The 22,912-nt window shown below is 56.9% G+C and carries 21 protein-coding genes and 1 riboswitch; of the genes, 11 read left to right on the top strand and 10 right to left on the bottom strand.

From position 1 onward, the window contains the following. Nucleotides 1-31: 31 nt before the first annotated feature. The 3 genes from HP564_RS14680 to HP564_RS14670 all read left to right on the top strand — a co-directional run bounded on the left by HP564_RS14680 (nucleotide 32) and on the right by HP564_RS14670 (nucleotide 1,979). Nucleotides 32-622: a TetR/AcrR family transcriptional regulator gene (locus HP564_RS14680; protein ID WP_371244230.1), complete on the top strand. Its 591-nt coding sequence runs from the start codon at nucleotides 32-34 to the stop codon at nucleotides 620-622. Then, entirely contained in the window at nucleotides 619-1,122 is a 504-nt protein-coding gene (mug, locus tag HP564_RS14675) for a G/U mismatch-specific DNA glycosylase (protein ID WP_371244228.1), read from the top strand. The genes HP564_RS14680 and mug overlap by 4 nt, the downstream gene beginning before the upstream one ends. Nucleotides 1,123-1,229: 107 nt before the next feature. Continuing rightward, a complete protein-coding gene (locus HP564_RS14670) occupies nucleotides 1,230-1,979 on the top strand; it encodes an extracellular solute-binding protein (RefSeq protein WP_371244226.1) in 750 nt (249 codons plus the stop codon). Nucleotides 1,980-2,025: 46 nt separating this feature from the next. Here the strand turns inward: HP564_RS14670 and rpoD are convergent, their stop codons facing one another. From rpoD to rpsU, 3 genes are all read right to left on the bottom strand, one after another. Next, nucleotides 2,026-3,870, bottom strand: a complete 1,845-nt coding sequence (rpoD, locus tag HP564_RS14665) for an RNA polymerase sigma factor RpoD (RefSeq protein WP_371244224.1) — start codon at nucleotides 3,868-3,870, stop codon at nucleotides 2,026-2,028. A gap of 457 nt (nucleotides 3,871-4,327) precedes the next feature. Continuing rightward, nucleotides 4,328-6,073, bottom strand: coding sequence for a DNA primase (gene dnaG / locus HP564_RS14660; protein ID WP_371244222.1), 1,746 nt, complete (start codon nucleotides 6,071-6,073; stop codon nucleotides 4,328-4,330). Between the two features lie 118 nt (nucleotides 6,074-6,191). After that, nucleotides 6,192-6,407: a 30S ribosomal protein S21 gene (gene rpsU, locus HP564_RS14655; protein WP_001144069.1), complete on the bottom strand. Its 216-nt coding sequence runs from the start codon at nucleotides 6,405-6,407 to the stop codon at nucleotides 6,192-6,194. A gap of 281 nt (nucleotides 6,408-6,688) precedes the next feature. Here rpsU and tsaD point away from each other — a divergent pair, with 281 nt between their 5' ends. Then, complete coding sequence (gene tsaD / locus HP564_RS14650; RefSeq protein ID WP_371244220.1) at nucleotides 6,689-7,702, top strand: tRNA (adenosine(37)-N6)-threonylcarbamoyltransferase complex transferase subunit TsaD; 1,014 nt, start codon at nucleotides 6,689-6,691, stop codon at nucleotides 7,700-7,702. A 25-nt stretch (nucleotides 7,703-7,727) separates the two neighbouring features. On the opposite strand, the gene plsY is transcribed toward tsaD, so the two are convergent. Continuing rightward, entirely contained in the window at nucleotides 7,728-8,345 is a 618-nt protein-coding gene (plsY, locus tag HP564_RS14645; protein WP_371244266.1) for a glycerol-3-phosphate 1-O-acyltransferase PlsY, read from the bottom strand. Nucleotides 8,346-8,453: 108 nt separating this feature from the next. Between plsY and folB the strand changes: the two genes are divergently transcribed. Together folB and bacA are read left to right on the top strand one after the other, a co-directional pair. Further along, on the top strand, nucleotides 8,454-8,813 hold the full coding sequence (gene folB / locus HP564_RS14640; RefSeq protein ID WP_371244218.1) for a bifunctional dihydroneopterin aldolase/7,8-dihydroneopterin epimerase: 360 nt from the start codon (nucleotides 8,454-8,456) through the stop codon (nucleotides 8,811-8,813). A 194-nt stretch (nucleotides 8,814-9,007) separates the two neighbouring features. Continuing rightward, nucleotides 9,008-9,826 carry an undecaprenyl-diphosphate phosphatase gene (gene bacA, locus HP564_RS14635; RefSeq protein WP_371244216.1) on the top strand — a complete coding sequence of 273 codons (819 nt, stop codon included), beginning with the start codon at nucleotides 9,008-9,010 and terminating at the stop codon, nucleotides 9,824-9,826. Between the two features lie 18 nt (nucleotides 9,827-9,844). Here bacA and HP564_RS14630 read toward each other — a convergent pair whose 3' ends face one another. Both HP564_RS14630 and HP564_RS14625 read right to left on the bottom strand, forming a co-directional pair. Then, nucleotides 9,845-11,077: a multifunctional CCA addition/repair protein gene (locus HP564_RS14630; protein ID WP_371244214.1), complete on the bottom strand. Its 1,233-nt coding sequence runs from the start codon at nucleotides 11,075-11,077 to the stop codon at nucleotides 9,845-9,847. Between the two features lie 177 nt (nucleotides 11,078-11,254). Then, nucleotides 11,255-11,875, bottom strand: a complete 621-nt coding sequence (locus tag HP564_RS14625) for a TIGR04211 family SH3 domain-containing protein (RefSeq protein ID WP_371244212.1) — start codon at nucleotides 11,873-11,875, stop codon at nucleotides 11,255-11,257. Nucleotides 11,876-12,080: 205 nt separating this feature from the next. Between HP564_RS14625 and HP564_RS14620 the strand changes: the two genes are divergently transcribed. The 3 genes from HP564_RS14620 to hldE all read left to right on the top strand — a co-directional run bounded on the left by HP564_RS14620 (nucleotide 12,081) and on the right by hldE (nucleotide 17,761). Next, a complete protein-coding gene (locus tag HP564_RS14620) occupies nucleotides 12,081-13,391 on the top strand; it encodes an inorganic triphosphatase (RefSeq protein WP_371244210.1) in 1,311 nt (436 codons plus the stop codon). 22 nt (nucleotides 13,392-13,413) lie between these two features. Beyond that, the gene (gene glnE, locus HP564_RS14615) at nucleotides 13,414-16,260 is read left to right on the top strand and encodes a bifunctional [glutamate--ammonia ligase]-adenylyl-L-tyrosine phosphorylase/[glutamate--ammonia-ligase] adenylyltransferase (protein ID WP_371244208.1); all 2,847 of its coding nucleotides are present in this window, start codon (nucleotides 13,414-13,416) and stop codon (nucleotides 16,258-16,260) included. A gap of 76 nt (nucleotides 16,261-16,336) precedes the next feature. After that, on the top strand, nucleotides 16,337-17,761 hold the full coding sequence (gene hldE, locus HP564_RS14610) for a bifunctional D-glycero-beta-D-manno-heptose-7-phosphate kinase/D-glycero-beta-D-manno-heptose 1-phosphate adenylyltransferase HldE (RefSeq protein ID WP_371244207.1): 1,425 nt from the start codon (nucleotides 16,337-16,339) through the stop codon (nucleotides 17,759-17,761). A gap of 38 nt (nucleotides 17,762-17,799) precedes the next feature. Here the strand turns inward: hldE and HP564_RS14605 are convergent, their stop codons facing one another. After that, a complete protein-coding gene (locus tag HP564_RS14605) occupies nucleotides 17,800-18,105 on the bottom strand; it encodes an accessory factor UbiK family protein (protein ID WP_123801505.1) in 306 nt (101 codons plus the stop codon). Nucleotides 18,106-18,277: 172 nt separating this feature from the next. Beyond that, nucleotides 18,278-18,425: riboswitch (FMN riboswitch) on the top strand. A 109-nt stretch (nucleotides 18,426-18,534) separates the two neighbouring features. On the opposite strand from HP564_RS14605, the gene ribB reads away from it, so the two are divergent. Next, entirely contained in the window at nucleotides 18,535-19,191 is a 657-nt protein-coding gene (gene ribB / locus HP564_RS14600) for a 3,4-dihydroxy-2-butanone-4-phosphate synthase (RefSeq protein WP_371244203.1), read from the top strand. A 63-nt stretch (nucleotides 19,192-19,254) separates the two neighbouring features. Here the strand turns inward: ribB and zupT are convergent, their stop codons facing one another. Further along, nucleotides 19,255-20,022 (bottom strand): zinc transporter ZupT, encoded by a 768-nt coding sequence (zupT, locus tag HP564_RS14595; RefSeq protein WP_371244202.1) that lies wholly within the window; start codon nucleotides 20,020-20,022, stop codon nucleotides 19,255-19,257. A gap of 192 nt (nucleotides 20,023-20,214) precedes the next feature. Here zupT and ygiD point away from each other — a divergent pair, with 192 nt between their 5' ends. Further along, the gene (gene ygiD / locus HP564_RS14590; RefSeq protein WP_371244200.1) at nucleotides 20,215-20,997 is read left to right on the top strand and encodes a 4,5-DOPA dioxygenase extradiol; all 783 of its coding nucleotides are present in this window, start codon (nucleotides 20,215-20,217) and stop codon (nucleotides 20,995-20,997) included. Between the two features lie 31 nt (nucleotides 20,998-21,028). On the opposite strand, the gene HP564_RS14585 is transcribed toward ygiD, so the two are convergent. Further along, nucleotides 21,029-22,189: a glutathionylspermidine synthase family protein gene (locus HP564_RS14585; protein ID WP_371244199.1), complete on the bottom strand. Its 1,161-nt coding sequence runs from the start codon at nucleotides 22,187-22,189 to the stop codon at nucleotides 21,029-21,031. A 7-nt stretch (nucleotides 22,190-22,196) separates the two neighbouring features. After that, nucleotides 22,197-22,868: a DUF1190 family protein gene (locus tag HP564_RS14580; protein WP_371244197.1), complete on the bottom strand. Its 672-nt coding sequence runs from the start codon at nucleotides 22,866-22,868 to the stop codon at nucleotides 22,197-22,199. Nucleotides 22,869-22,912 lie beyond the last annotated feature (44 nt).

The following is a 22,912-nucleotide window of genomic DNA, read 5'->3' as shown; positions in this document are numbered from 1 at the left end:
TGAGCGGTAAAACGTATCAGCGGAAAAAACGATGGATAAACAGACCCATAAAGCGCGCACGCGACAGCGTATCCTGCATGAAGCGGCGCGCGTCATGCGTGAATGCGGCACAGAAGGCATTGGTGTTGCAGCACTTATGAAGCGGGTAGGGCTGACGCACGGCGGGTTTTACGCGCATTTTGACTCGCGTGAGGCGCTGGTGCAGGCGGTCATCAGCGAGATGTTTGCTGACTCTGCCCAGCGTATGCAGCCTCTTTTTCAGTCGTCCGAACCAGCCGGGCAGCTTACTCAGCTGATTAATTACTACCTTTCAGAGGCGCACCGCGATGCACCCGCTGAAGGTTGTCCTGTTCCTGCGCTGGTCAGTGAGGTTGGCCATCTGCCGCAAGAGGCAAAAACGGTATTTACCCAGGGAGTCGCAACGCAGCTGCAACGGCTACAGGAGCTGCTCGCAAAGCTGGGACACCGCGATAGTGAGGCGTTAGCCAGCAGCGTGCTGGCAGAGATGGTCGGCGCACTGGCGCTGGCGCGTGCCTGTCCTGACAAAACCCGCTCGGCCGCCATGCTGGCACGCAGTCGAACGGTAATAAAGCGCCGTACCGGGCTTGAGGAGTCAGCATGAGCGAGCACAGTATCACCGATATTATTGCACCCGGCCTCGACGTGCTGTTCTGCGGTATTAACCCTGGCCACTCGACGGCGCACACCGGCTATCACTTTGCGCATCCCGGCAACCGCTTCTGGAAGGTGCTGCATCTTGCCGGATTTACTCATCAGCAGCTGAAACCTGAAGAGGAGCAGCGGCTACTGGAAACCGGCTGTGGCATTACCATGCTGGTTGAGCGTCCTACCGTGCAGGCGAGTCAGCTGGGGGCCGACGAGCTGCGCGACGGCGGTGCGCGCCTGACTGACAAGGTGCTTAACTACCAGCCGCGTGTGCTGGCCATTCTTGGCAAAGATGCCTTTAAGCGCGCCTTCAGCCAGCGCAAGGTAGAGTGGGGCATGCAGGGCATTTTTATGGGTAAAACGCAGGTCTGGGTGCTGCCGAATCCCAGCGGGCTCAACCGCGCCACGCTGGAGGACATTGTGGAGGCCTATCGGCAACTTCATGATGTGTTATAGAAATTTTTTTAATAAAACGTGAGCAGGCTCGGTTAATTGTGGCAGGGTCATTGTTCCTCGTTGAGTTCCTGGCTAAACCAGAAGCTGGACTAAAAAAGGGGAGTGGAATGAGACGATACCTGATTATGCTGGTGGCGCTGTTATTTGCCGCGCCGGGATGGAGCGAAACGCTGCGGGTTTTCTGTTCTGGCGGGATGTATCCGGTGGTAGAGAGCCTGAAGGCGGATTATGAGAAAAGCAGTGGAAATCAACTGACGCTGGAAGCCGCACCATCAATGGGCGACACGCCGCAGGCGATCCCGAACCGGCTAAAGCGCCACGATAATGCAGACGTGCTGGTGATGGTTGATTACGCCATTAAGCCGCTGGCAGAACATGTAAAGAGTGACACCCATAAGGTGCTGGCACACTCCTATATCGCGATGGCGGTACAGCAGGGTAAGCCGACGCCCGATATCAGCAGCGTCGCGAAGTTTAAACAGGTCCTGACGGAAGCCTCTACCATCGCCGTATCGGACAGCGCCAGCGGACGCTATATCCGCGACGAGATGTTAAAAAAGCTGAATCTGGGTGAGCAGACGGCAAAAAAAGTCGTGGTGATCCCGGCAACGCCCGTGGGCAAAGCGGTAGCTGAGGGGAAAGCGCCGATTGGTTTTCAGCAGAACAGCGAGCTTAAAGCGGTAAAAGGGATCACTATTGTTGGGCTTATCCCGCCCGCGGTACAGCAGGATACGCTTTACGGCGCTGTGGTCACAACGTCGAGCAAGTATCCCCAGGCGGCTGAAGATTTTGTTGATTACCTGCAAAGCGATAAGGCAAAAGCGGTCATGCAAGACAAAGGACTGACGCCTTATTAAGGATAAAAAAAACCCCGGCAAGCCGGGGTTTTTTACAAGAGTGCGCTTAGTCGTCCAGGAAGCTACGCAGCACTTCCGAACGGCTCGGGTGACGCAGTTTACGCAGCGCTTTCGCTTCGATCTGACGAATACGCTCACGCGTAACGTCAAACTGCTTGCCCACTTCTTCCAGCGTATGGTCGGTGTTCATATCGATACCGAAACGCATGCGCAGCACTTTCGCTTCTCGTGCGGTCAGTCCTGCCAGAACGTCATGGGTGGCTGAACGCAGGCTCTCAGAGGTGGCTGAATCGAGCGGCAGCTCCAGTGTGGTATCTTCGATAAAGTCGCCCAGATGCGAATCTTCATCATCACCAATCGGCGTCTCCATAGAGATCGGCTCTTTAGCGATTTTCAGTACCTTGCGGATCTTGTCTTCCGGCATCAGCATACGCTCGGCCAGCTCTTCCGGCGTCGGCTCGCGGCCCATCTCCTGTAGCATCTGGCGCGAGATACGGTTGAGTTTGTTGATGGTCTCAATCATATGCACCGGAATACGGATAGTACGCGCCTGGTCGGCGATAGAGCGGGTGATAGCCTGACGGATCCACCATGTCGCATAGGTCGAGAACTTATAACCACGACGGTATTCAAACTTATCAACCGCCTTCATCAGGCCGATGTTACCTTCCTGAATCAGGTCGAGGAACTGCAAACCACGGTTGGTATATTTCTTCGCGATGGAAATAACCAGACGCAGGTTCGCTTCCACCATCTCTTTCTTCGCACGACGCGCTTTGGCTTCGCCGATAGACATGCGACGGTTGATGTCTTTCACCTGCTCAATGGTCAGGCCGGTCTCTTCTTCAATCTGTTGCAGCTTTTGCAGGCTGCGCATCACATCTTCTTCGACGTCTTTCAGCTTCTCTGACCAGGGTTTATTCATGGCCAGCGCGGCTTTAAACCAGCTCTCACTGGTTTCATTGCCGGTGAACAGCGTGATGAAGTTTTTCTTCGGCATTTTGCACAGTTCAATACAGAGCTTCATGATGAGGCGTTCTTGCGTACGCACGCGCTCCATCATTTCGCGCATATTGTTTACCAGGTAGTCGAACTGTTTCGGTACCAGGCGGAACTGCTTAAAGACGTCAGAAAGGTTCTGGATCTCTGCAACGGCATCAGCATGGCTGCGACCTTTGCTCTTGATAACAAGGCGGGTCGTTTCATACTGGGTGCGCAGCTCGACGAATTTCTCGCGCGCCAGTTCCGGGTCGATTGAGTTATCGTCGTCGGAATTGTCATCTTCGCTCTCTTCGTCTTCATCCTCGTCGTCGTTGCGGTCTTCTTCAGACAGCTCGGAGCCGACGTGTGTGGCGGTAGGCGCCAGATCTTCTTCAGCGTTTGGATCCACAAAGCCGGTGATCAGGTCGGAGAGGCGAGATTCGCCTGCTTCAACTTTGTCGTACTGCTCCAGCAGATAGGTAATAGCTTCCGGATATTCCGCAACCGAACATTGTACCTGGTTGATGCCGTCTTCAATGCGTTTGGCGATGTCGATTTCGCCTTCACGCGTCAGCAGCTCAACGGTACCCATTTCACGCATATACATGCGCACCGGGTCGGTAGTGCGGCCAATTTCAGATTCTACGCTGGATAACACCTGAGCGGCGGCTTCCGCGGCATCTTCGTCAGTATCGGCGCTGTTTTCATTCAGCATCAGATCATCGGCGTCAGGGGCTTCTTCTACCACCTGAATGCCCATATCGTTAATCATCTGGATGATGTCTTCGATCTGATCGGAGTCGACGATATCTTCCGGCAGATGGTCATTGACCTCAGCATAGGTCAGATAGCCTTGCTCCTTACCACGGGTGACAAGTAGCTTGAGCTGTGACTGCGGGTTTTGCTCCATAAGACGGTATCCACACTTCTGTTAATTAGATTGGTGTCGGTCGGCAGCGAGCCAACTATAACAGTGAAGGCGTTGTATTATTGCCGCTGCCTTCGTCGCGGCCAGGGCTTTTGCCCCTCGTATATCGGCACTTAAGCCGCTTTAAATCGTTTTGAGACCAGCCGATCTGTCCTTTCCGTTCTGACAGCGCTCGTCCTCTTCAGCGCCTTATTACGCTGCGGGGCTGCGCTGGCAGAGCCAAAACGGGCCCTCATGGCTTCGCCTCTGCAATGGCGCGTGTCGGGAGCGCGGGTTAACTGCCAGCGGCCCTGCATTATGCGCGCAGTCGCTTAATCTGCTGTGTTTCCGGTTTGGCTTATGTCGTCGCGAAGTCCCAGCTTGCGGCGGTGCACCCCAGAAACAGATGGGCCAGACATGCGCCTTTCGCTTCGCGCAACCTTCTGACCCAGCTTTAATTCTACTTTTTCGCCAGCGCCTGGCTTAAGGTCCAGAACTCGCGACGCTCTTCTGCGCTCAGACCCTGGGTGCGATCGCGTGCGATCAGCGCCTCCAGACGCTGTTCCAGCGCGGCGTCATAAATACTCGCCAGCGAGTCGTGAAACACCGCTTCGACTTCCTCATCCACTATCATGTGGTTCCATGTAGCCAGGGTTTCAAGCGTCTGACTAAAATTTGTCCCGCGATATAACTCTAGTAGCTGTCCAGTGGTCAATCCAGGATTCTCGTTACAACGGCTGACCAGTTCCACAAACAACGGCAAGCCTGCCATCTTTACCTGAGAAAGCCCGTCCAGCGTAGGCACCCGCGCGGCCAGCTGCGGATTCTGCACCAGCAGGGCCACCAGCACGCGCATTGTAGTGCGCTTTAAGGGGGGCGCGGTCGGTGTACTGCCGCTGGCTGCCTGCTTCGGCATCAGCTTCTCTAGCTGGTTATCGTCAAGAATACCGAGTTTATTACCCAGTTCCTGACGCATATAAATCCGCAGCGTCTCACCGGGGATCTGCGTAATCAACGGCAGCGCCAGCGTACTCAGGCGCGCTTTACCGTCGCGTGTGCTCAGATCTACCTGCGGCAACAGAGAGTCAAACAGAAAAGAGGAGAGCGGCATTGCCTGCTCCATGCGCGCTTCAAACGCGGCTTTACCCTCTTTACGTACCAGCGTGTCCGGATCTTCACCGTCAGGCAAAAACATAAAGCGTAGCTGACGTCCGTCATTCATGTAAGGCAACGCGGTTTCGAGTGCACGCCAGGCCGCTTCACGCCCGGCACGATCGCCGTCATAACAGCAAATGACGGTATCAGTACTGCGAAACAGCAGCTGAATATGCTCAGCGGTCGTTGACGTGCCCAGCGATGCCACTGCGTAATCGATGCCGAACTGTGCCAGCGCGACCACATCCATGTAGCCTTCCACTACTAACAGGCGGGCAGGCTGCGGATGGTTCTTTTGCGCTTCGTACAGGCCATAGAGCTGGCGGCCCTTGTGGAAAATGGGGGTTTCCGGTGAGTTCAGATACTTTGGCGTATCATTGCCCAGCACGCGCCCACCAAACCCAATAACGCGCCCACGCTTATCGCGGATAGGGAACATGACGCGCTCGCGAAAGCGGTCATAGGTCCGACCCTTATCGTTGGAAACCAGCATGCCAGCTTCCATCAGCGATTCACGGTCCTCTTTGTTAGCGCCAAAACGCTTAAGGACGTTGTCCCAGCCTGCCGGTGCAAAACCAATGGCGAAATGCTCAATGACGTCAGCACTCAGGCCGCGGTTAGCAAGGTAATCGCGCGCGCCTCGCGCAGGGGACTGCGTCAGGCTCTGCTGATAAAAGCCGTTGAGACTTTCCATCAGCTGATAAAGGCTCTGGCGCTGATGGCGCTCCATCTGGCTGGGTCCGCTGCCCGCTTCGTAGGGCACTTCAAGACCGTGCTGCGTGGCCAGCTCTTCAATGCTCTCGACAAATTCCAGTCGATCGTAATTCATTAAAAAGTCGATGGCGTTGCCGTGAGCGCCACAGCCAAAGCAGTGATAAAACTGTTTTTCGCCGTTTACGGTGAAAGAGGGGGTTTTTTCATTATGGAAAGGACAGCACGCGTGAAAGTTCTTACCCTGCTTTTTCAGCTTAACGCGGGCATCGATAAGATCCACGATATCCGTGCGGGCAAGCAGATCGTTGATAAAAACGCGCGGTATTCTTCCAGCCATAAGCCCCAGATTTTCAGCTCATAAACGGCAACAAGCCGCGCTTCCTTTCGGAAAGCACGGCCTCTTACGTGACTCTGTCTGCGTTTAACACGCGGTGGAGGCGGACCTCCGGAAGAACTTAGTACAGACGAGTGCGGCGTGCGTTTTCGCGAGCCAGTTTCTTGGCGTGACGCTTAACTGCAGACGCTTTAGCGCGCTTACGTTCTGTGGTCGGTTTTTCATAAAACTCACGACGACGAACTTCAGCCAGAACGCCTGCTTTTTCGCAGGAACGCTTGAAGCGACGCAGGGCTACGTCGAATGGCTCGTTTTCACGTACTTTAATTACCGGCATGTAACTCTCACCTCGATAAAATTCGGTTTTTGCTGCTGACTGCGGCGTCAGCACATTTCAAAATGGTGCAGCATTTTACTCCAACGCGAGTCGGTTTGTAAAGCACCATGGACAATTAAGAACCAACAGGAGCGTTTGCCGATGCGGCTGCCGGTTTTTTTCAAGGGTGCGGAGTATAGCGCACTCTTTGCGCGCCACGAAATCACTTTTTGCGGTGAAAGCGTCGACGAGCAAAGGCGTTGGTGTGCTACACTGCGCGCCGCAAGTAAGAGGTAAGCGCTATGCGAATTCTGGGTATTGAAACATCCTGCGATGAAACCGGCATCGCAATCTATGATGATGAAGCGGGCCTGTTGGCCAATCAGCTTTACAGCCAGGTGAAACTGCACGCCGACTATGGCGGCGTGGTGCCGGAACTGGCGTCGCGCGATCACGTGCGTAAAACCGTGCCGCTGATTCAGGCAGCACTAAAGCAGGCGAACCTGCAACCACAGCAAATTGACGCTGTCGCCTATACCGCAGGTCCCGGCCTGGTTGGCGCGCTGCTGGTCGGTGCAACAATTGGCCGTGCGCTGGCGTTTGCCTGGAAAGTGCCCGCCGTTCCCGTGCACCATATGGAAGGGCATCTGCTTGCGCCGATGCTGGAGGAGAATCCGCCAGCGTTTCCGTTCGTGGCGCTGCTGGTCTCGGGTGGCCATACCCAGCTGATTAGCGTAACCGGCATTGGCGAATATGCGCTGCTCGGCGAATCTATTGATGACGCGGCGGGCGAGGCCTTTGATAAAACCGCCAAGCTGCTGGGTCTGGACTATCCTGGCGGCCCGATGCTGTCAAAAATGGCGCAGCAGGGCGTGGCGGGGCGCTTTACCTTTCCACGGCCGATGACCGATCGCCCTGGTCTGGATTTTAGCTTCTCCGGCCTGAAGACCTTTGCTGCCAATACCATTCGTGGCAATGCTGACGATGAGCAAACCCGTGCTGATATCGCGCGCGCGTTTGAAGATGCGGTCGTGGATACGCTGATGATCAAGTGCAAACGTGCACTGGAGCAGAGCGGATTCAAACGTCTGGTCATTGCGGGCGGCGTCAGCGCTAACCGCACGCTGCGTGAACGTATGGCGCAGATGATGCAGGCGCGCGGCGGCGAGGTGTTCTATGCGCGTCCGGAATTCTGCACCGATAATGGCGCGATGATCGCCTATGCGGGCATGGTGCGCCTCAAGGGCGGCACGCGCGGTGAGTTGGGCGTCAGCGTGCGCCCGCGCTGGCCGCTGGCGGAACTGCCTGCCATCTGAAATAATAAAGCCGGCATTGCCGGCTTTATTTTTGTTCTTCTTCTGCACCTGCTTTTTTGCGTTTCCAGATCTTACTCTCTTGCCCGCGCCACAGGCGCTGAATATTGTCGTGATGACGCAGCAAAATCAGGCATGACAGCATCGACACCGGAAAGGTGAACTGCGGCTTAAACCACCAGACATAAAAGGGGGCGATCAGCGCACTGACGATAGCGCCCAGCGACGAGTAGCCGCTCAGCAGCACCGTCAGCAGCCAGGTGCCGGTCATCAGTCCCGTTAGATCCCAGCCAATCGGGGCAATAGCGCCCAGTGCCGTTGCCACGCCTTTACCGCCGCGAAAACGAAAGAATACCGGATAGATATGACCAAGGCAGGCCGCAATGGCGGTCAGGCCGAGAGAGAGCGGGGAGAGATGCAGCAGGTAAGCGAGCCAGACTGGTAGCATGCCTTTAGCAATATCGAAAACCAAAACGCAGGCCGCTGCGGCTTTGCCGCCGATGCGCAACACATTGGTCGCGCCAGGATTCCCTGAGCCCTGAGTGCGCGGATCCGGCAGTCCGGCGATCTTGCAAACCAGAATGGCGCTCGAAATCGAACCGCAAAGATACGCGAAAAAAATCATACCGGGCGCGATAGCACTCATCATATCGTACCGTTTCCTTTAGGGTCGTTTTGTCTTCGTTAACCGTGGATAATACGCATTATACGCCGGAAGTGGTATCCGGCTTAGCCAAAAACAGAGAGTGTCATCATGGATATCGTTTTTATCGAACAACTCACGGTGTACACCACCATTGGCGTTTATGACTGGGAACAGGGTATTCAGCAGAAGCTGGTGCTCGATGTCGAAATGGCCTGGGACAACCGCAAGGCCGCACGCAGTGATGATGTGAACGACTGCCTGAGCTATGCCGATGTCTCTGAGGCGATTCTTGCTCATCTCAGCGGTACGCGCTTTGCGCTGGTGGAGCGTGTTGCAGAGGAGATTGCCGATTTATTGATGGCACGTTTTAACACGCCGGGCGTGCGAATCCGCGTCGCGAAACCGGGCGCTGTTGCCCAGGCTGCCCAGGTTGGGGTGCGAATAACGCGCGGGACTATTCCTAAATGAATTGCTTGTGATTGCCATCACAATGAAACCAAACCAAATTACTGTTTGTCATAGCGGGCACCGCTGCGTTGCAAAACGTGCAGGTTGCCGACGGCCTTAAGGTTTCCCTCAGGCAGTGAATGGCAAAATTTCAGGCGGAAGCACTCGCGCGACCGCCTTTTTAACGGGTTTGAAACGGATATAAGGAAAATTTGATGGCAGATATTCATCAGCTTTGGGTAGCTGCAATCCTGGGCATTGTAGAAGGGTTAACCGAATTCCTGCCGGTTTCCTCTACGGGGCACATGATTATTGTCGGCCACCTGCTGGGCTTCGAAGGTGAAAAAGCAGAAACCTTTGAAGTCGTGATCCAGCTCGGCTCCATACTCGCCGTGGTGGTGATGTTCTGGCGTCGTCTCTTTGGGCTGATAGGTCTTCACTTCGGGGAAGTCAAACATGAGGGCGTGGGACGCGGTCATCTGACGCTGATCCACATTCTGCTGGGGATGATTCCGGCGGTGGTGATTGGTCTGGTGCTGCATGACCAGATCAAAACGCTGTTTAACCCCATCAACGTGATGTATGCGCTGGTGGTCGGCGGCCTGCTGCTGCTGGCGGCAGAATTTTTAAAACCGAAACAGCCAAAAGCCGTGGGCATTGACGATATTACCTATCGTCAGGCCTTTATGATTGGCTGCTTCCAGTGTCTGGCGCTCTGGCCGGGCTTTTCACGTTCGGGTGCGACCATTTCAGGCGGGATGCTGATGGGCGTCAGCCGCTACGCGGCGTCAGAGTTCTCCTTTATCCTCGCCGTGCCGATGATGATGGGGGCCACCGTTCTCGATCTCTATAAGAGCATTGGTTTCCTGACGATGAATGACCTGCCAATGTTCGCCGTTGGTTTTGTCACCGCATTTATCGTGGCGCTGATCGCAATTAAGGCGTTCCTGGAGTTGATCAAGCGTATTTCGTTTATCTCTTTCGCGATTTACCGCTTTATCGTGGCGGCCGCCGTTTACGCCATCTTCATGTAATCCCTGCGCGGCCAGCGCTTACGCTGGCCGCATCCCGGCAATACCCTGTGCGACGGCAATAATGCGGCGTCGCGTCAGCTCCTCTCTGACTTCCGCCCCTTTAAAACCCGCCTCGACTACTGCTTTGGTTGGAACGGCCTGAGCCAGCGCAAACGCCTGACGCAGATAGTCACCTTGTGGGTAAGCCATGCTCTCCAGCCCGGCCCGTCCACGCGCGTCCGCTTCGCTGGTGAGCGCCATCTGCTCAACCCGCTGCGGTTTGCGCCAGGCGTCTATGCGATCAAACAGCGCGACCAGCGCGTCCGCAGACTGCCGCTCGATGGTATGTACCACATCGTGAAATTCCGTGACGATCAGTGCCAGATCGCGAAGGGTATTGGGCACGCGCAGGCGCTGGCACAGAGCGTCTACCAGCGGCACCCCTGCGGCGCCGTGGCCGTGATGGCTGGGCCACTTTTCGGGCGGCGTTAATGCCTTGCCCACGTCGTGAAACAGCGTGGCGAAGCGGACATCCACCTCCTCCGACAGCGACGCCGCCAGCGTAAGCGTCATCAGCGTATGCACGCCGGTATCGATCTCGGGATGCCATTTTGCCGGTGCCGGAATGCCAAACAGCCGGTCGATTTCCGGAAACAGGACCTTGAGTGCGCCACAGTCGCGCAGCACCTGAAAATAGACCTGCGGGTTACGCGTGGTCAGGGCTTTTTCCGTCTCTTTCCACACGCGCTCGGCGGTGAGGTGGCTCAGCTCGCCGCTCGCGGCCATCTGGCTCATCAGCGTCTGCGTCTCGTCAGCAATGCGAAAATTGAGATGCGCAAACCGGGCGGCAAACCGCGCGACGCGCAGCACGCGCAGCGGATCTTCATTGAAGGCAGCGGATACGTGGCGCAGCAGGCGTGCCTGAAGGTCGCGCTGGCCGTGAAAAGGGTCGATAAGCTCACCGTTTTCTGCCTGCGCAATAGCGTTTATTGTCAGGTCGCGACGTTGCAGATCCTGCTCCAGCGTGACATCCGGCGCGGACCAGGTGACAAACCCCGTATAGCCCTGGCCGTTTTTACGTTCGGTGCGCGCCAGCGCATACTCTTCGCGGCTTTTGGGATGCAGAAATACCGGAAAGTCGCGGCCAACCTGCTGAAAACCCTGTGCCAGCATCGCGTCGGGCGTTGCACCAACCACCACCCAGTCCCGGTCTTTAACCGGCAGTTTCAGCTGCGCATCGCGAACCGCGCCGCCTACCAAATAGGTCTTCACTCAACAACTCCAGAGATAATAAATAAGGCGCGCCGACGGCAAGTCCGCCGCTAAAAATGCAGTGCGCTCGTTGCTCTATTGTTGCACACAATTGTCGAATTGCAGGCATGACGAAAAGGGCATCAAAGGATGCCCTCGGCAATCTGGATGCCACGACGACAGTGGCGCGTGGGAAAGTCAGTTCATCCAGCGATCGTTTTTCTTGCGGCGCGGCACCATATGCGGCAGAAGCAGTCCCAGCAGCAGGCCCACACCCAGCACACCGCCACCATACATAAACCACTGCATAATAATGGTGCGCTGTTTATCATCCAGCTGAACATTCGCCGCGCTGACTTTTTTCTGCGCCACAATCAGCTCGTTCTTCAGCTTCTGATTTTCATCCTTCAGTCCGTTGATCACGCTGTCGCTGCTGGCGACTTTATTCTGCATTTCAGCGGTACGCTGGTTCCAGCTGTTATCAATATTATCCAGCTTTGCGGTGAGATCTTTGACCTGCTGCTCCAGCTGCGGCACGCGGGTACGCAGGCTGGGTTCAGCGCTGAGCTGGGAGAGCGGGATCCAGAGGGTGCGGCCTTCCGCATCGCGGATCTGGCCATAGTGCGTGTCATTATTGGTTTGCAGTAGCTGTACTTCTTCACCGGCGTTTACTTTACCCAGCAGGCGATACTGATCGCCCGGCCCGCTGCGAACCCAGGTGGATAATTCATCAGAGATGTAGCGTTTTTCGTCGGCGTGCGCGGGTGCGAGAGTGCTGAAGGCCAGCAAGGTAAGTCCTGCGATTACAATTTTTTTCATTCGATATCGTTTTAGCTGAGGTCTGTAAATTTACCGGCACAGTCTGGAACCGCTTCGCATAAATCTGAATGAGAACTATCCTGGTCTCATTTCCCTGCGAAAAGGATAGCGAAAGCGCAAAGAAAGCAGAGACAGCCCGCGTTCTGTGCATTACTCTTCGCCAGATAATCCTCATAAGTGCCAGCAGCGTATTGAATAAAAAATTATGACCATCGAAATCGAACTAAAGTTCATTGCCACTCCAGACGCAGCCAGCAAACTGGCGCAAACCCTTGCTGATTTTCCTCATCAGCATCAAGCCGCGCGCGCGTTAAGCAACATCTACTTTGAAACGGATGACAACCAGCTGCGCCGCTGGGATATGGGCCTGCGCATTCGCGGCGTGGATGGGCAGCATGAAATGACGCTGAAAACCGCGGGTAACACGCTGGGTGGCCTGCATCAGCGTGCGGAATATAACGTCGACCTGCCCGCCGCCGAACTGGATATTGCTCAGCTACCCGCTGAGGTCTGGCCGGAGGGCACCGATCTCGCGGCGCTACAGCAGCGCCTGCAACCGCTGTTCAGCACCCACTTTCAGCGCGAAACCTGGCTGGTGCAGGCAGGCGAAAGCGAAATTGAAGTGGCGTTCGATCGCGGCTCGGTCGCTACAGAAACACTGAGCGAAGAGCTGTTTGAGGTGGAGCTTGAGCTGAAAAGCGGCCAGCGCAGCGACATGATGGCCTTTGCCCGACAGCTTATTGCAGTGGGCGGCCTGCGTCTTGGCAGTCTGAGCAAAGCAGCGCGCGGCTATCAGCTGGCGCAGGGCAATCCGCCACGCCCGCTGCGCCCGTTCCCGCTGCTGAAAGCCGCACCGAAAGCAACGGTGGAAGAGGGGATGGTCACGGCGATGTCCAGCGCCCTGAGCCACTGGCAATATCATGAAGAGGTCTGGCTGCGTGGCAATCCCGATGCGCAGCGCAGCGTCGTCGAAGCGCTGGAAGCGCTGCGTCAGGCGTTTTCGCTGTTTGGCGCACTGGTGCCGCGCAAAGCCAGCAGTGAACTGCGCCAGAAGCTTACCGCTCTGGAAGAGAGGCTGGCAGAACCGGTAAAAGATGCTGAGGCGCTGAGCTTTTCAGCGCTCTCTGTTGAAACCCAGTTAGCGCTTACTCACTGGCTGGTCGAGTCGCAGTGGAAACGTTGGGTCGATGTTAAGAGTCAGGCAAAGCTCAATGGTTCTTTTAAGCGTTTCAGTGACATTATGCTGAGCCGTATCGCCGCCGATCTCAAAGAGACCTTCAGCGACGTACAGCAGGCTAACGAATACCACGATAAAGCCACGCGCCTGTCGCGCCAGCTGCTGGCAGTGCATCTGCTGGCCGGCGCCTATGCGCAGGAAGCGGTCAGCGTCTGGCTGGCTCCCTGGGAGCAGCTGCAACAGTCGATTGCCCAACATCGGGATCACGGGCTGAAATCGCTGGCGTCCCAGGCGATTCGCCAGCCGCCTTTTTGGCTGAGTAGTAACGCACCGCGCTAATCTGACCCATCAGGGAGAGAAGATGTTGTCTGAGTTATCCGCTGAATTACAGGCGCAGGCGGCCAGCATGGCCGAGCGCCTTGGTGTTACCGTTGACGCCTTAACCGACGCGCAGCGCGCAGCGCTGGCGTTCAGTGATTTCATTGCCGAGAACCTGCAACGTCACCCTGAATGGTGGCAGGAGATACAACAGCAACCGCCGCAGCCGGAGGAGTGGCAGCACTACTCCCGCTGGCTGGATGCGGATATCGCTTCCGTAGAGAGCGAAGCCGCGCTGATGCGCGTGCTGCGGCTTTTTCGTCGTCGCATGCTGGTACGGGTCGCCTGGATGCAGTGTCTTCACGAAGCCACCACTGAGCAGAGCTTAAAACAGCTCAGCGTGCTGGCGGAAGTGCTGATTAGCCGCGCGCGCGACTGGATTTATCAGGAGTGCTGCCGCGACTTCGGGACGCCCTGCAACAGCGCGGGTGAGCCGCAGCCGATGCTGATCCTCGGCATGGGCAAGCTCGGCGGTGGCGAACTTAACTTTTCTTCTGACATCGATCTTATTTTTGCCTGGCCGGAAAACGGCACCACGCGCGGCGGCCGACGTGAACTGGATAACGCGCAGTTCTTTACCCGCATGGGGCAAAGGCTGATTAAGGTGCTGGATCAGCCCACCATGGATGGCTTTGTCTACCGCGTCGATATGCGGCTGCGTCCCTTTGGCGACAGCGGCCCGCTGGTGCTGAGCTTTGCTGCGCTGGAGGATTATTACCAGGAGCAGGGGCGTGACTGGGAGCGTTACGCTATGGTGAAAGCGCGCCTGATGGGAGACGATCAGGATCGCTGGAGCCAGGAGCTACAGCAGATGCTGCGGCCGTTTATCTATCGCCGCTATATCGACTTCAGCGTGATCCAGTCGCTGCGCAATATGAAGAGCATGATCACCCGTGAGGTGCGGCGGCGCGGACTGACCAACAACATCAAGCTGGGCGCGGGCGGCATCCGCGAAACCGAGTTTATCGTGCAGGTGTTTCAGCTGATACGCGGCGGACGTGAGCGCTTGCTACAACGACGCTCTTTGCTGCCTACGCTTTCTGCTATTGGCGAACTGGCCTTGCTGAGCCCGGAGCAGGTCGCGACGCTGCGCGAAGCCTACCTTTTCCTGCGTCGGCTGGAGAATTTACTGCAAAGCATTGCTGATGAGCAGACCCAGACGCTGCCCGCCGATCCGCTGGACCGCGCGCGGCTTGCCTGGGCGATGAATACCTCAGGCTGGCCCGATCTTGCGGTGCAGCTTGAGGCGCATATGGCAGCAGTACGTGCCATCTTTGACGAGCTGATTGGCGAGGATATTCCCGAAATCAGCGATCAGCCGGAGCTACAGGAGTTCAGCAGCATGTGGCAGGATTCGCTGGAGGATGCAGAGCTGGCGCCTCTGGTACCGCAGCTGAGTAGCGACCAGCGCCAGGCCCTGCACCGTGCACTGGAAGATTTCCGCCTGGATATCAACCGCCGCACCATTGGTCCGCGCGGACGGCTGGCGATTGACCAGCTGATGCCGCGCCTGCTGAGCGAGGTGTGTCCGCGCGACGATGCCGCAGTGACCTTTAGCCGCCTGGTGCCGTTGCTGCTCGGTATACTGACTCGCAGCACCTATCTTGAACTGCTTACCGAATATCACGGCGCGCTACGACATCTGATCCGCCTGTGCGCCGCATCGCCGATGATCGCCAGCCAGCTGGCGCGTTATCCGCTGCTGCTGGATGAGCTGCTTGATCCTGCGACGCTCTACCAGCCCACCGCCACTGACGCCTACCGCGACGAGCTGCGTCAGTATCTGATGCGTATTCCCGTTGATGATGAAGAGCAACAGCTTGAGGCGGTGCGTCAGTTTAAACAGGCGCAGCTGCTGCGTATTGCGGCGGCGGATATTGCCGGTACGCTTCCAGTGATGAAAGTGAGCGATCACTTAACCTGGCTGGCAGAGGCGATTATTGAATCGGTGGTGCAGCAGGCATGGCAGATGATGGTGCAGCGCTACGGGCGGCCATCCCATCTGAATAGTGAGCACCAGCGCGGTTTTGCCGTACTGGGCTACGGCAAGCTGGGAGGATGGGAGCTGGGTTACAGCTCCGATCTCGATCTGGTATTCCTGCACGACTGCCCGGCAGACGCGGTGACGGACGGAGAGCGCAGCATTGACGGCCGCCAGTTCTATCTGCGCCTGGCGCAGCGCATTATGCATCTTTTCAGCACGCGCACTGCTTCGGGCATCCTCTATGAGGTCGATGCGCGACTACGGCCCTCCGGCGCGGCAGGTATGCTGGTCAGCACGTTTGACGCCTTTGACGATTATCAGCGCCATGAAGCCTGGACATGGGAGCATCAGGCGCTGGTGCGCGCCCGCGTGGTATTTGGTGACGATCTACTGGCCGCACGCTTTAATACCATCCGGCGCGCAATCCTCTGCCTGCCGCGCGACCCCAGGGGGCTGCAAAAAGAGGTGCGCGAAATGCGCGAAAAAATGCGCGCCCATCTCAGCAACAAACATAAAGGACGCTGGGAGATAAAAACCGATGAGGGCGGCATTACTGACATTGAATTCATCGCGCAATATCTTGTCCTGGGCTACGCCGCGGAGCAGCCTGAACTGACGCGCTGGTCTGATAATGTCCGCATTTTCGAGCTGGCAGCGCGCTATGACAAAATGCCAGAGTCAGAAGCGCAGGCGCTGACCCATGCCTATGTCACGCTGCGCGACGCGCTGCATCATCTGGCGTTGCAGGAGTTGCCCGGCCACGTCGAGCCCGAAGCCTTCGCCGCTGAACGGCAAACCGTTGTCGCAAGCTGGCAGCGTTGGCTGGCGTCGCCGCTATCACCTTAAGCGTCGGTTGATAGCGCAGATCGCATCTGTGCTATCATCCGCGCACTATTTTTACTAGCAGTCTGGAGTGTCTGGAATGAAAGTTACTTTGCCCGCGTTTGACCGTGCTTCGGTGCTGGTCGTAGGCGACGTGATGTTGGATCGCTACTGGTATGGCCCAACCAGCCGTATCTCTCCTGAAGCGCCGGTACCGGTGGTCAAAGTGGATACCATCGAAGAGCGTCCGGGCGGCGCGGCAAACGTGGCAATGAACATTGCAGCGCTGGGCGCGTCTTCGCGACTGATCGGTCTGACCGGTGAAGATGATGCGGCGCGCGTGCTGAGCGAAACGCTGAGCAATGTTAACGTTCACTGTGACTTTGTAGCGGTTAAAACGCATCCCACCATTACCAAACTGCGCATCCTGTCGCGCAACCAGCAGCTGATCCGGCTCGATTTTGAAGAGGGATTTGAGCAGGTTGATCCTGAACCGATCCACCAGCGCCTGCGCCAGTCGCTGGCTGCCGCCGGTGCGCTGGTGCTTTCTGACTACGCTAAAGGCGCACTCTCCAGCGTTCAGGCGATGATCCGTCTGGCGCGCGAGGCAAAGGTGCCGGTGCTGATCGATCCCAAAGGCACAGATTTTGAACGCTATCGCGGTGCGACGCTGCTGACGCCAAATCTGTCGGAGTTCGAAGCCGTTGTTGGCAAATGCAAAAATGAAGATGAGATTGTCAGCCGCGGTATGCAGCTGGTGGCAGATTATGAACTCTCCGCGCTGCTGGTGACGCGTTCTGAAAACGGCATGACGCTGCTACAGCCGGGTAAGGCACCACTGCATCTGCCTACCCAGGCACAGGAAGTGTTTGACGTAACCGGTGCAGGTGACACGGTAATCGGCGTGCTGGCGGCAACGCTGGCAGCGGGCGATTCGCTCGAAGAGGCATGCTTTATGGCGAATGCTGCAGCGGGCGTGGTCGTCGGCAAGCTGGGCACCTCCACGGTGAGCCCTGTTGAGCTGGAGAACGCCATTCACGCCCGCCCGGAAGAGGGCTTTGGCATCATGAATGAGGCACAGCTTAAAATTGCGGTAGAGCAGGCGCGCAAGCGCGGCGAGAAAGTGGTGATGACTAACGGCGTGTTCGACATTCTGCATGCCGGCCACGTTTCGTACCTTGCCAATGCGCGCAAGCTGGGCGATCGCCTGATCGTAGCGGTTAACAGCGATGCCTCGACAAAGCGTCTGAAAGGTGACAGCCGTCCGGTCAACCCGCTGGTGAACCGTATGATCGTATTAGGTGCGCTGGAGGCGGTAGACTGGGTCGTGGCCTTTGAAGAGGATACGCCGCAGCGCCTGATCGCTGGCGTTCTGCCCGATCTGCTGGTGAAGGGCGGTGACTACAAACCTGAGGATATTGCTGGCAGTAAAGAGGTGTGGGCAAACGGCGGTGACGTGCGGGTGCTTAACTTCGAAGACGGTATTTCGACCACCAATATCATCAAAACTATTCGCGGCGAGTAGCAAGAGAGGCGGGCGCGTCGCGCCCGCCATATAAAAGCTTATTGCGGCGTATCGATTTTAACTGCCGGATCGGGCGTGACCACTGCCGGAGCGGGCGCTGAGGGCTGCTGACTCTCCAGCTGCGCAAGGCGCTGCTCAAGCGCAGCCAGCTTCTCACGCGTGCGCAGCAGAACCTGTGTCTGCACATCAAACTCTTCACGATTAACCAGATCCATACGCGTCAGCTGCGCCTGCAGAACCTGGCGAATTTTCTTTTCGACATCGTCGCCAAACTCACGGATCCCTTTTGGCATCGCTTCGTGCACCTGACGCGCAAGTTGTTCAATTTTTTTCGTGTCGATCATGATGATTTCCTGGTCTCTTGTTGCTGGTAACAGCAGGGGTTGGGTCCTGATAGTGATTAAGTGTAATGCCTGAAACGAAAAGGTTAAACCCGAAATCGACATGGCAGTAAATGCAAAAGCATTTGCGTTTTTGTCGATTGCCCGACCTGTGGATTGGCGCTATAGTAATTTTGCTTATTCTCAGGGCGGGGCGAAATTCCCCACCGGCGGTAAATCAGCCTGCGCTGAAAGCCCGCGAGCGCTTCCCGGTTACGGGAAGGTCAGCAGATCCGGTGTAATTCCGGGGCCGACGGTTAAAGTCCGGATGGGAGAGGGTAACGACTTCAGCCGGGCTGCACCCGCTTCATGTTATTGCCATGTCTTACGACATCACTCCTAAGCTCGCCCTGATTCTGGTAACTCATCTATTTTTATAAGGTTTTTATTACCATGAATCAGACGCTTCTTTCTGAATTTGGCACGCCGGAACAGCGTGTAGAACGTGCAATCGCAGCGCTCCGTGAAGGACGTGGCGTGATGGTGCTTGACGACGAAAACCGCGAAAACGAAGGCGATATGATTTTCGCTGCGGAAACCATGACCGTTGAGCAGATGGCGCTGACCATCCGCCACGGCAGCGGTATTGTGTGTCTTTGCCTGACCGAAGAGCGCCGTCAGCAGCTTGAACTGCCAATGATGGTGGAGAACAACACCAGTTCATACGGCACCGGTTTCACCGTTACCATTGAAGCTGCCGAAGGCGTAACGACCGGCGTCTCCGCTCAGGATCGTATCACCACCATTCGCGCCGCAATTGCCGATGATGCCAGGCCGGGCGATCTCAACCGTCCCGGCCACGTTTTCCCACTGCGCGCGCGCGATGGGGGCGTTCTGACGCGCGGCGGCCATACCGAAGCCACTATCGATCTGGTGACGCTGGCGGGCTTTAAGCCAGCAGGCGTGCTGTGTGAACTGACCAACGATGACGGCAGCATGGCGCACGCGCCGGAAGCCATTGTGTTTGCTAAAGCGAATAACATGCCGGTTGTCACCATCGAAGATCTGGTGGCGTACCGCCGCGAACGCGAAACGCGTCACGCCAGCTAAGCTGAGCAGCGGGCAAAAAGAAACGGGCCGACTATCGGCCCGTTTTGCATGTTGGCTGCAGCGTCAGCCGATATCGCTGATTTGCAGCAGCGCGAGGCTTGCCCCCATGACCGTCATGCCGCACAGCACGCCGTAGCTTGGATTATTATGCGGATCGATTTCCCGCGCCAGCGGCATAAGCTCATCAACCGACAACGCCACCATAATACCCGCTACCGCAGCCATTACCGCGGCAATCACCACGGGCGACATCATTGGGCCCAGCAGCATAAAGGCCAGCAGGCCGCCGAGGATCTCCGCCATGCCGGAGACACAGGCCCAGAACAGCGCTTTTCGCTTTGAGCCAGTAGCAGCATACATTGGCCCCGCCACTGCCAGTCCTTCAGGTATATTGTGGATGGCAACCGCCAGCGCAATGCCCAGCCCCAGCTCCATATCGCTGCTGGCGGTCACAAAAGTGGCAATACCTTCGGGAAAGTTATGCAGGCTGATCCCCAGCGTCAGCAGGATCGCCGTGCGGCGCAGTTTGGCAGGATGACGCTGCGCCGTCATTAAATCCTGAGGATGCTGATGGGGCAGCAGACGGTCCAGTGCGAAATAGCCCAGCAGGCCCAGCATAAACATGCCGTAGCCGAGCAGAGGGGAGATCCCTTCGGTACGCAGCGCGGTCGGCAGCATCTCCATCAACGAGATTAGCAGCATGATACCCGCCGCAAAACCCAGAGCAAAGGCCAGTAACCGGTCAGAGGGCTTCTGCCCCAGCACGCCGAAGATCGCACCGATAAACGTGGCCGCACCCGCCAGGACGGTAAGCAGCAGAGGAACCGACATGGCACTCTCCTTAATGATTATCATTCGCATAAAATTAGCGATAACCCTACGAAACGTCGAGTTATTTTTGGTAAAGAAGTGTCGGACAAAAGTTGTTCAAATCTACTGATAATCTTCATCATGCTTATGCGCGTTCAGCGAGTCAGTAAAGGGCGTATCGTGAGGCCATCAGAAATAGAGTGAGGATGAGCAATGCAACCACGTATGCCTGCACTTTTTTTGGGCCACGGCAGCCCAATGAATGTGCTACAGGAGAACCGCTATACCCGTGCCTGGCGTAAGGCCGGGGAGACGCTGCCGCGTCCGCGCGCCATTGTTGCCATTTCGGCACACTGGTACACCCGGGGGACGGCGGTAACGGCAATGGAGGAGCCGCGAACCATCCACGATTTTGGTGGCTTTCCTCAGGCGCTGTTCGACACGCGCTATCCCGCACCAGGCTCGCCTGAGCTGGCACAGCAGATTGCCGGGGCGCTCGATCCGGTTGCGGTGCGTTTCGATCGCGAGTGGGGATTCGACCACGGCTCCTGGGGCGTGCTGATTAAAATGTACCCTGAAGCCGATATCCCGGTGGTTCAGCTCAGCGTTGATGCGACGCAGCCGCCCGCCTGGCATTTTGAGCAGGGAAAAAAGCTGGCCGCGCTGCGCGACAACGGCGTAATGATCGTCGCCAGCGGCAACGTGGTACACAATCTGCGTAAGGTCAGCTGGGATGAGAGCACCAGCGCCTGGCCCTGGGCGCTCAACTTCAATCAGTTTGTGCGGGATAACCTCGACTATCAGGGTGAGGCCGCCACGCATCCGCTGGTGAACTTTATGCAGCATCCAGATGCAAAAGAGTCGAACCCGACGCCAGAACACTTTTTGCCGCTGCTCTATGTGCTGGGGGCACGTCAGGCTGACGAAGCCGTAACGGTGCCGATAGACGGCATTGAAATGGGTGCTATCAGCATGCTGTCGGTGCAGGCAGGCTAAGCCAGAAGCGGGCCAGTACGGCCCGCTCTCTTTACCCGATAAAGGCGTGTGGATAGAAGCGTGAAAGATCCTGCGTGATCAGATCGCGATCTTCGCGCAGGCCAATGCCCGCTGGCTGATCGTCAATCAGCCAGCTGCCGATCAGCGTATAGCTGTCGCCAAACTTCGGCAGCGGATGAAACTGCTGCACAATCATTCCTTCTTCGCCATAAGGCCCATCGACGCGTGCAATCTCCTGACCATTCTCCACGATGCGGATGTTGGCCCCCTCGCGGGAGAAGAGCGGCTTTACCACATATTTGTCCATGTGAGGCACGTTGTCTTCGGCGAAATAGGCGGGAAGCAGATTCGGGTGGTTGGGAAACATTTGCCACAGCATGGGCAGCAGCGCCTTATTGGAAATAATGCTTTTCCACGCCGGTTCCAGCCAGCGCACGCCAGCATCAGCCAGCTTGGTCGAGAAGATCTCGCGCAGCATAAACTCCCACGGATAGAGCTTGAACAGGTTACTGATCACCTGATCGTGTACATCCGTGAACTGACCTTTGTCGCCCAGACCTATTTCGTCGATATAGAGAAACTCGCTCGGCAGACCCGCTTCCGTGGCACAGTCCTGAAGGTACTGCACCGTGCCGCGATCTTCTTCCGTATCGCGGCAGCAGGCAAAGTGCAGCCACTGGAAACCGTGCTGCTGATGCAGCGTGGCGAAACGCTCGATCAGCTTCTCCTGTAAACTGTTGAACTGATCGCTGCCCTGCGGCAGCTGGCCAGCATTGAGCTGATCTTCCAGCCAGATCCACTGAAAAAAAGCCGCTTCATACAGTGAGGTCGGCGTATCCGCATTATTCTCCAGCAGCTTTGCATCACCCTGGCCGTCCCAGGCGAGATCGAGGCGCGAGTAGAGCGACGGCTGACGCAGCTTCCATGAGTCGCGCACAAAATCCCAGGTATGCTTTGGAATACGGAATTTGGTCAGCAGCGCTTCACTGCCGACAACTTTCTCAACCACCTGCAGGCACATCTGATGCAGCTCGGCAGTGACCGATTCCAGCTTTTCAATTTGCGCCAGGTTGAACTGGTAGTAGGCATCCTCGCACCAGTACGGCTCGCCGTGCATGGTGTGAAAACGGAAGCCATACTCCGTGGCTTTTTCGCGCCAGTCGGGACGCTCATTTATCGCAATGCGTTGCATAACGGCGTTAGCCCCCCAGCGAACGGCTGGAGGTGCCGGTCGCACTGCTACGCGCCATGCTGTTCTGCTTCGCTACCGTTTCACCAAAGCCGCCGCGCGTAATGGTAGAGGTCGTGGCGGGTTTAGGTGCCAGTGCCGTTTTCGGTACGCTCACGGTGCGGCCCGAGGTGGCGCTGCCGTAGTTTTTACCGGAGGCATCAACAAACTGACCGTTTGCCGGACTGTTTGGCGTGCGCGGCGAGAAGAGCGGCTGCTGCGCAAAGCCCGCGCCGCCGCCCATCATGCGTCCCATCATGTAGCCAGCCATCAGCGGCATCCAGAAGCTGCCGCTCTGCTGCGCCTCTGCATTTTGCGTGGTGCCGACGCCCGCCTGGGCAGGTGTCTGCTGGCACTGATTTTCTCCGAATTCCGCCACGCAGTCTTCCCGCGTTGCGTACTTCGGTGCGGTGCGTTCCGCTTCTTTCAGAGCATTGTTATAGGCCGTGGTGCACTGCGCACTCTGGCCTGGATTGGCCTTGCTGCAGTCATCCGCATTCTGATACATCGAAACCGTTTCATCGCTCTGTTCGCAGCCTGCCAGGGTAAATACCGCAGCGATGGCCAGTGCAACCGGCGTCAGATGGCGTGCCTGCCAGCTTTTACGAAAAGCGGCATGGCGAATATTTTTTGTCCGTTTCATATTATTCATCCTGTGCCCAAAGGTGATGCTCAGGATAGGGGATC

It is taken from the genome of Pantoea sp. KPR_PJ (assembly GCF_041386365.1).
Lineage (GTDB): Bacteria > Pseudomonadota > Gammaproteobacteria > Enterobacterales > Enterobacteriaceae > Pantoea.
This window is presented reverse-complemented; position numbering and strand designations above follow the sequence as displayed.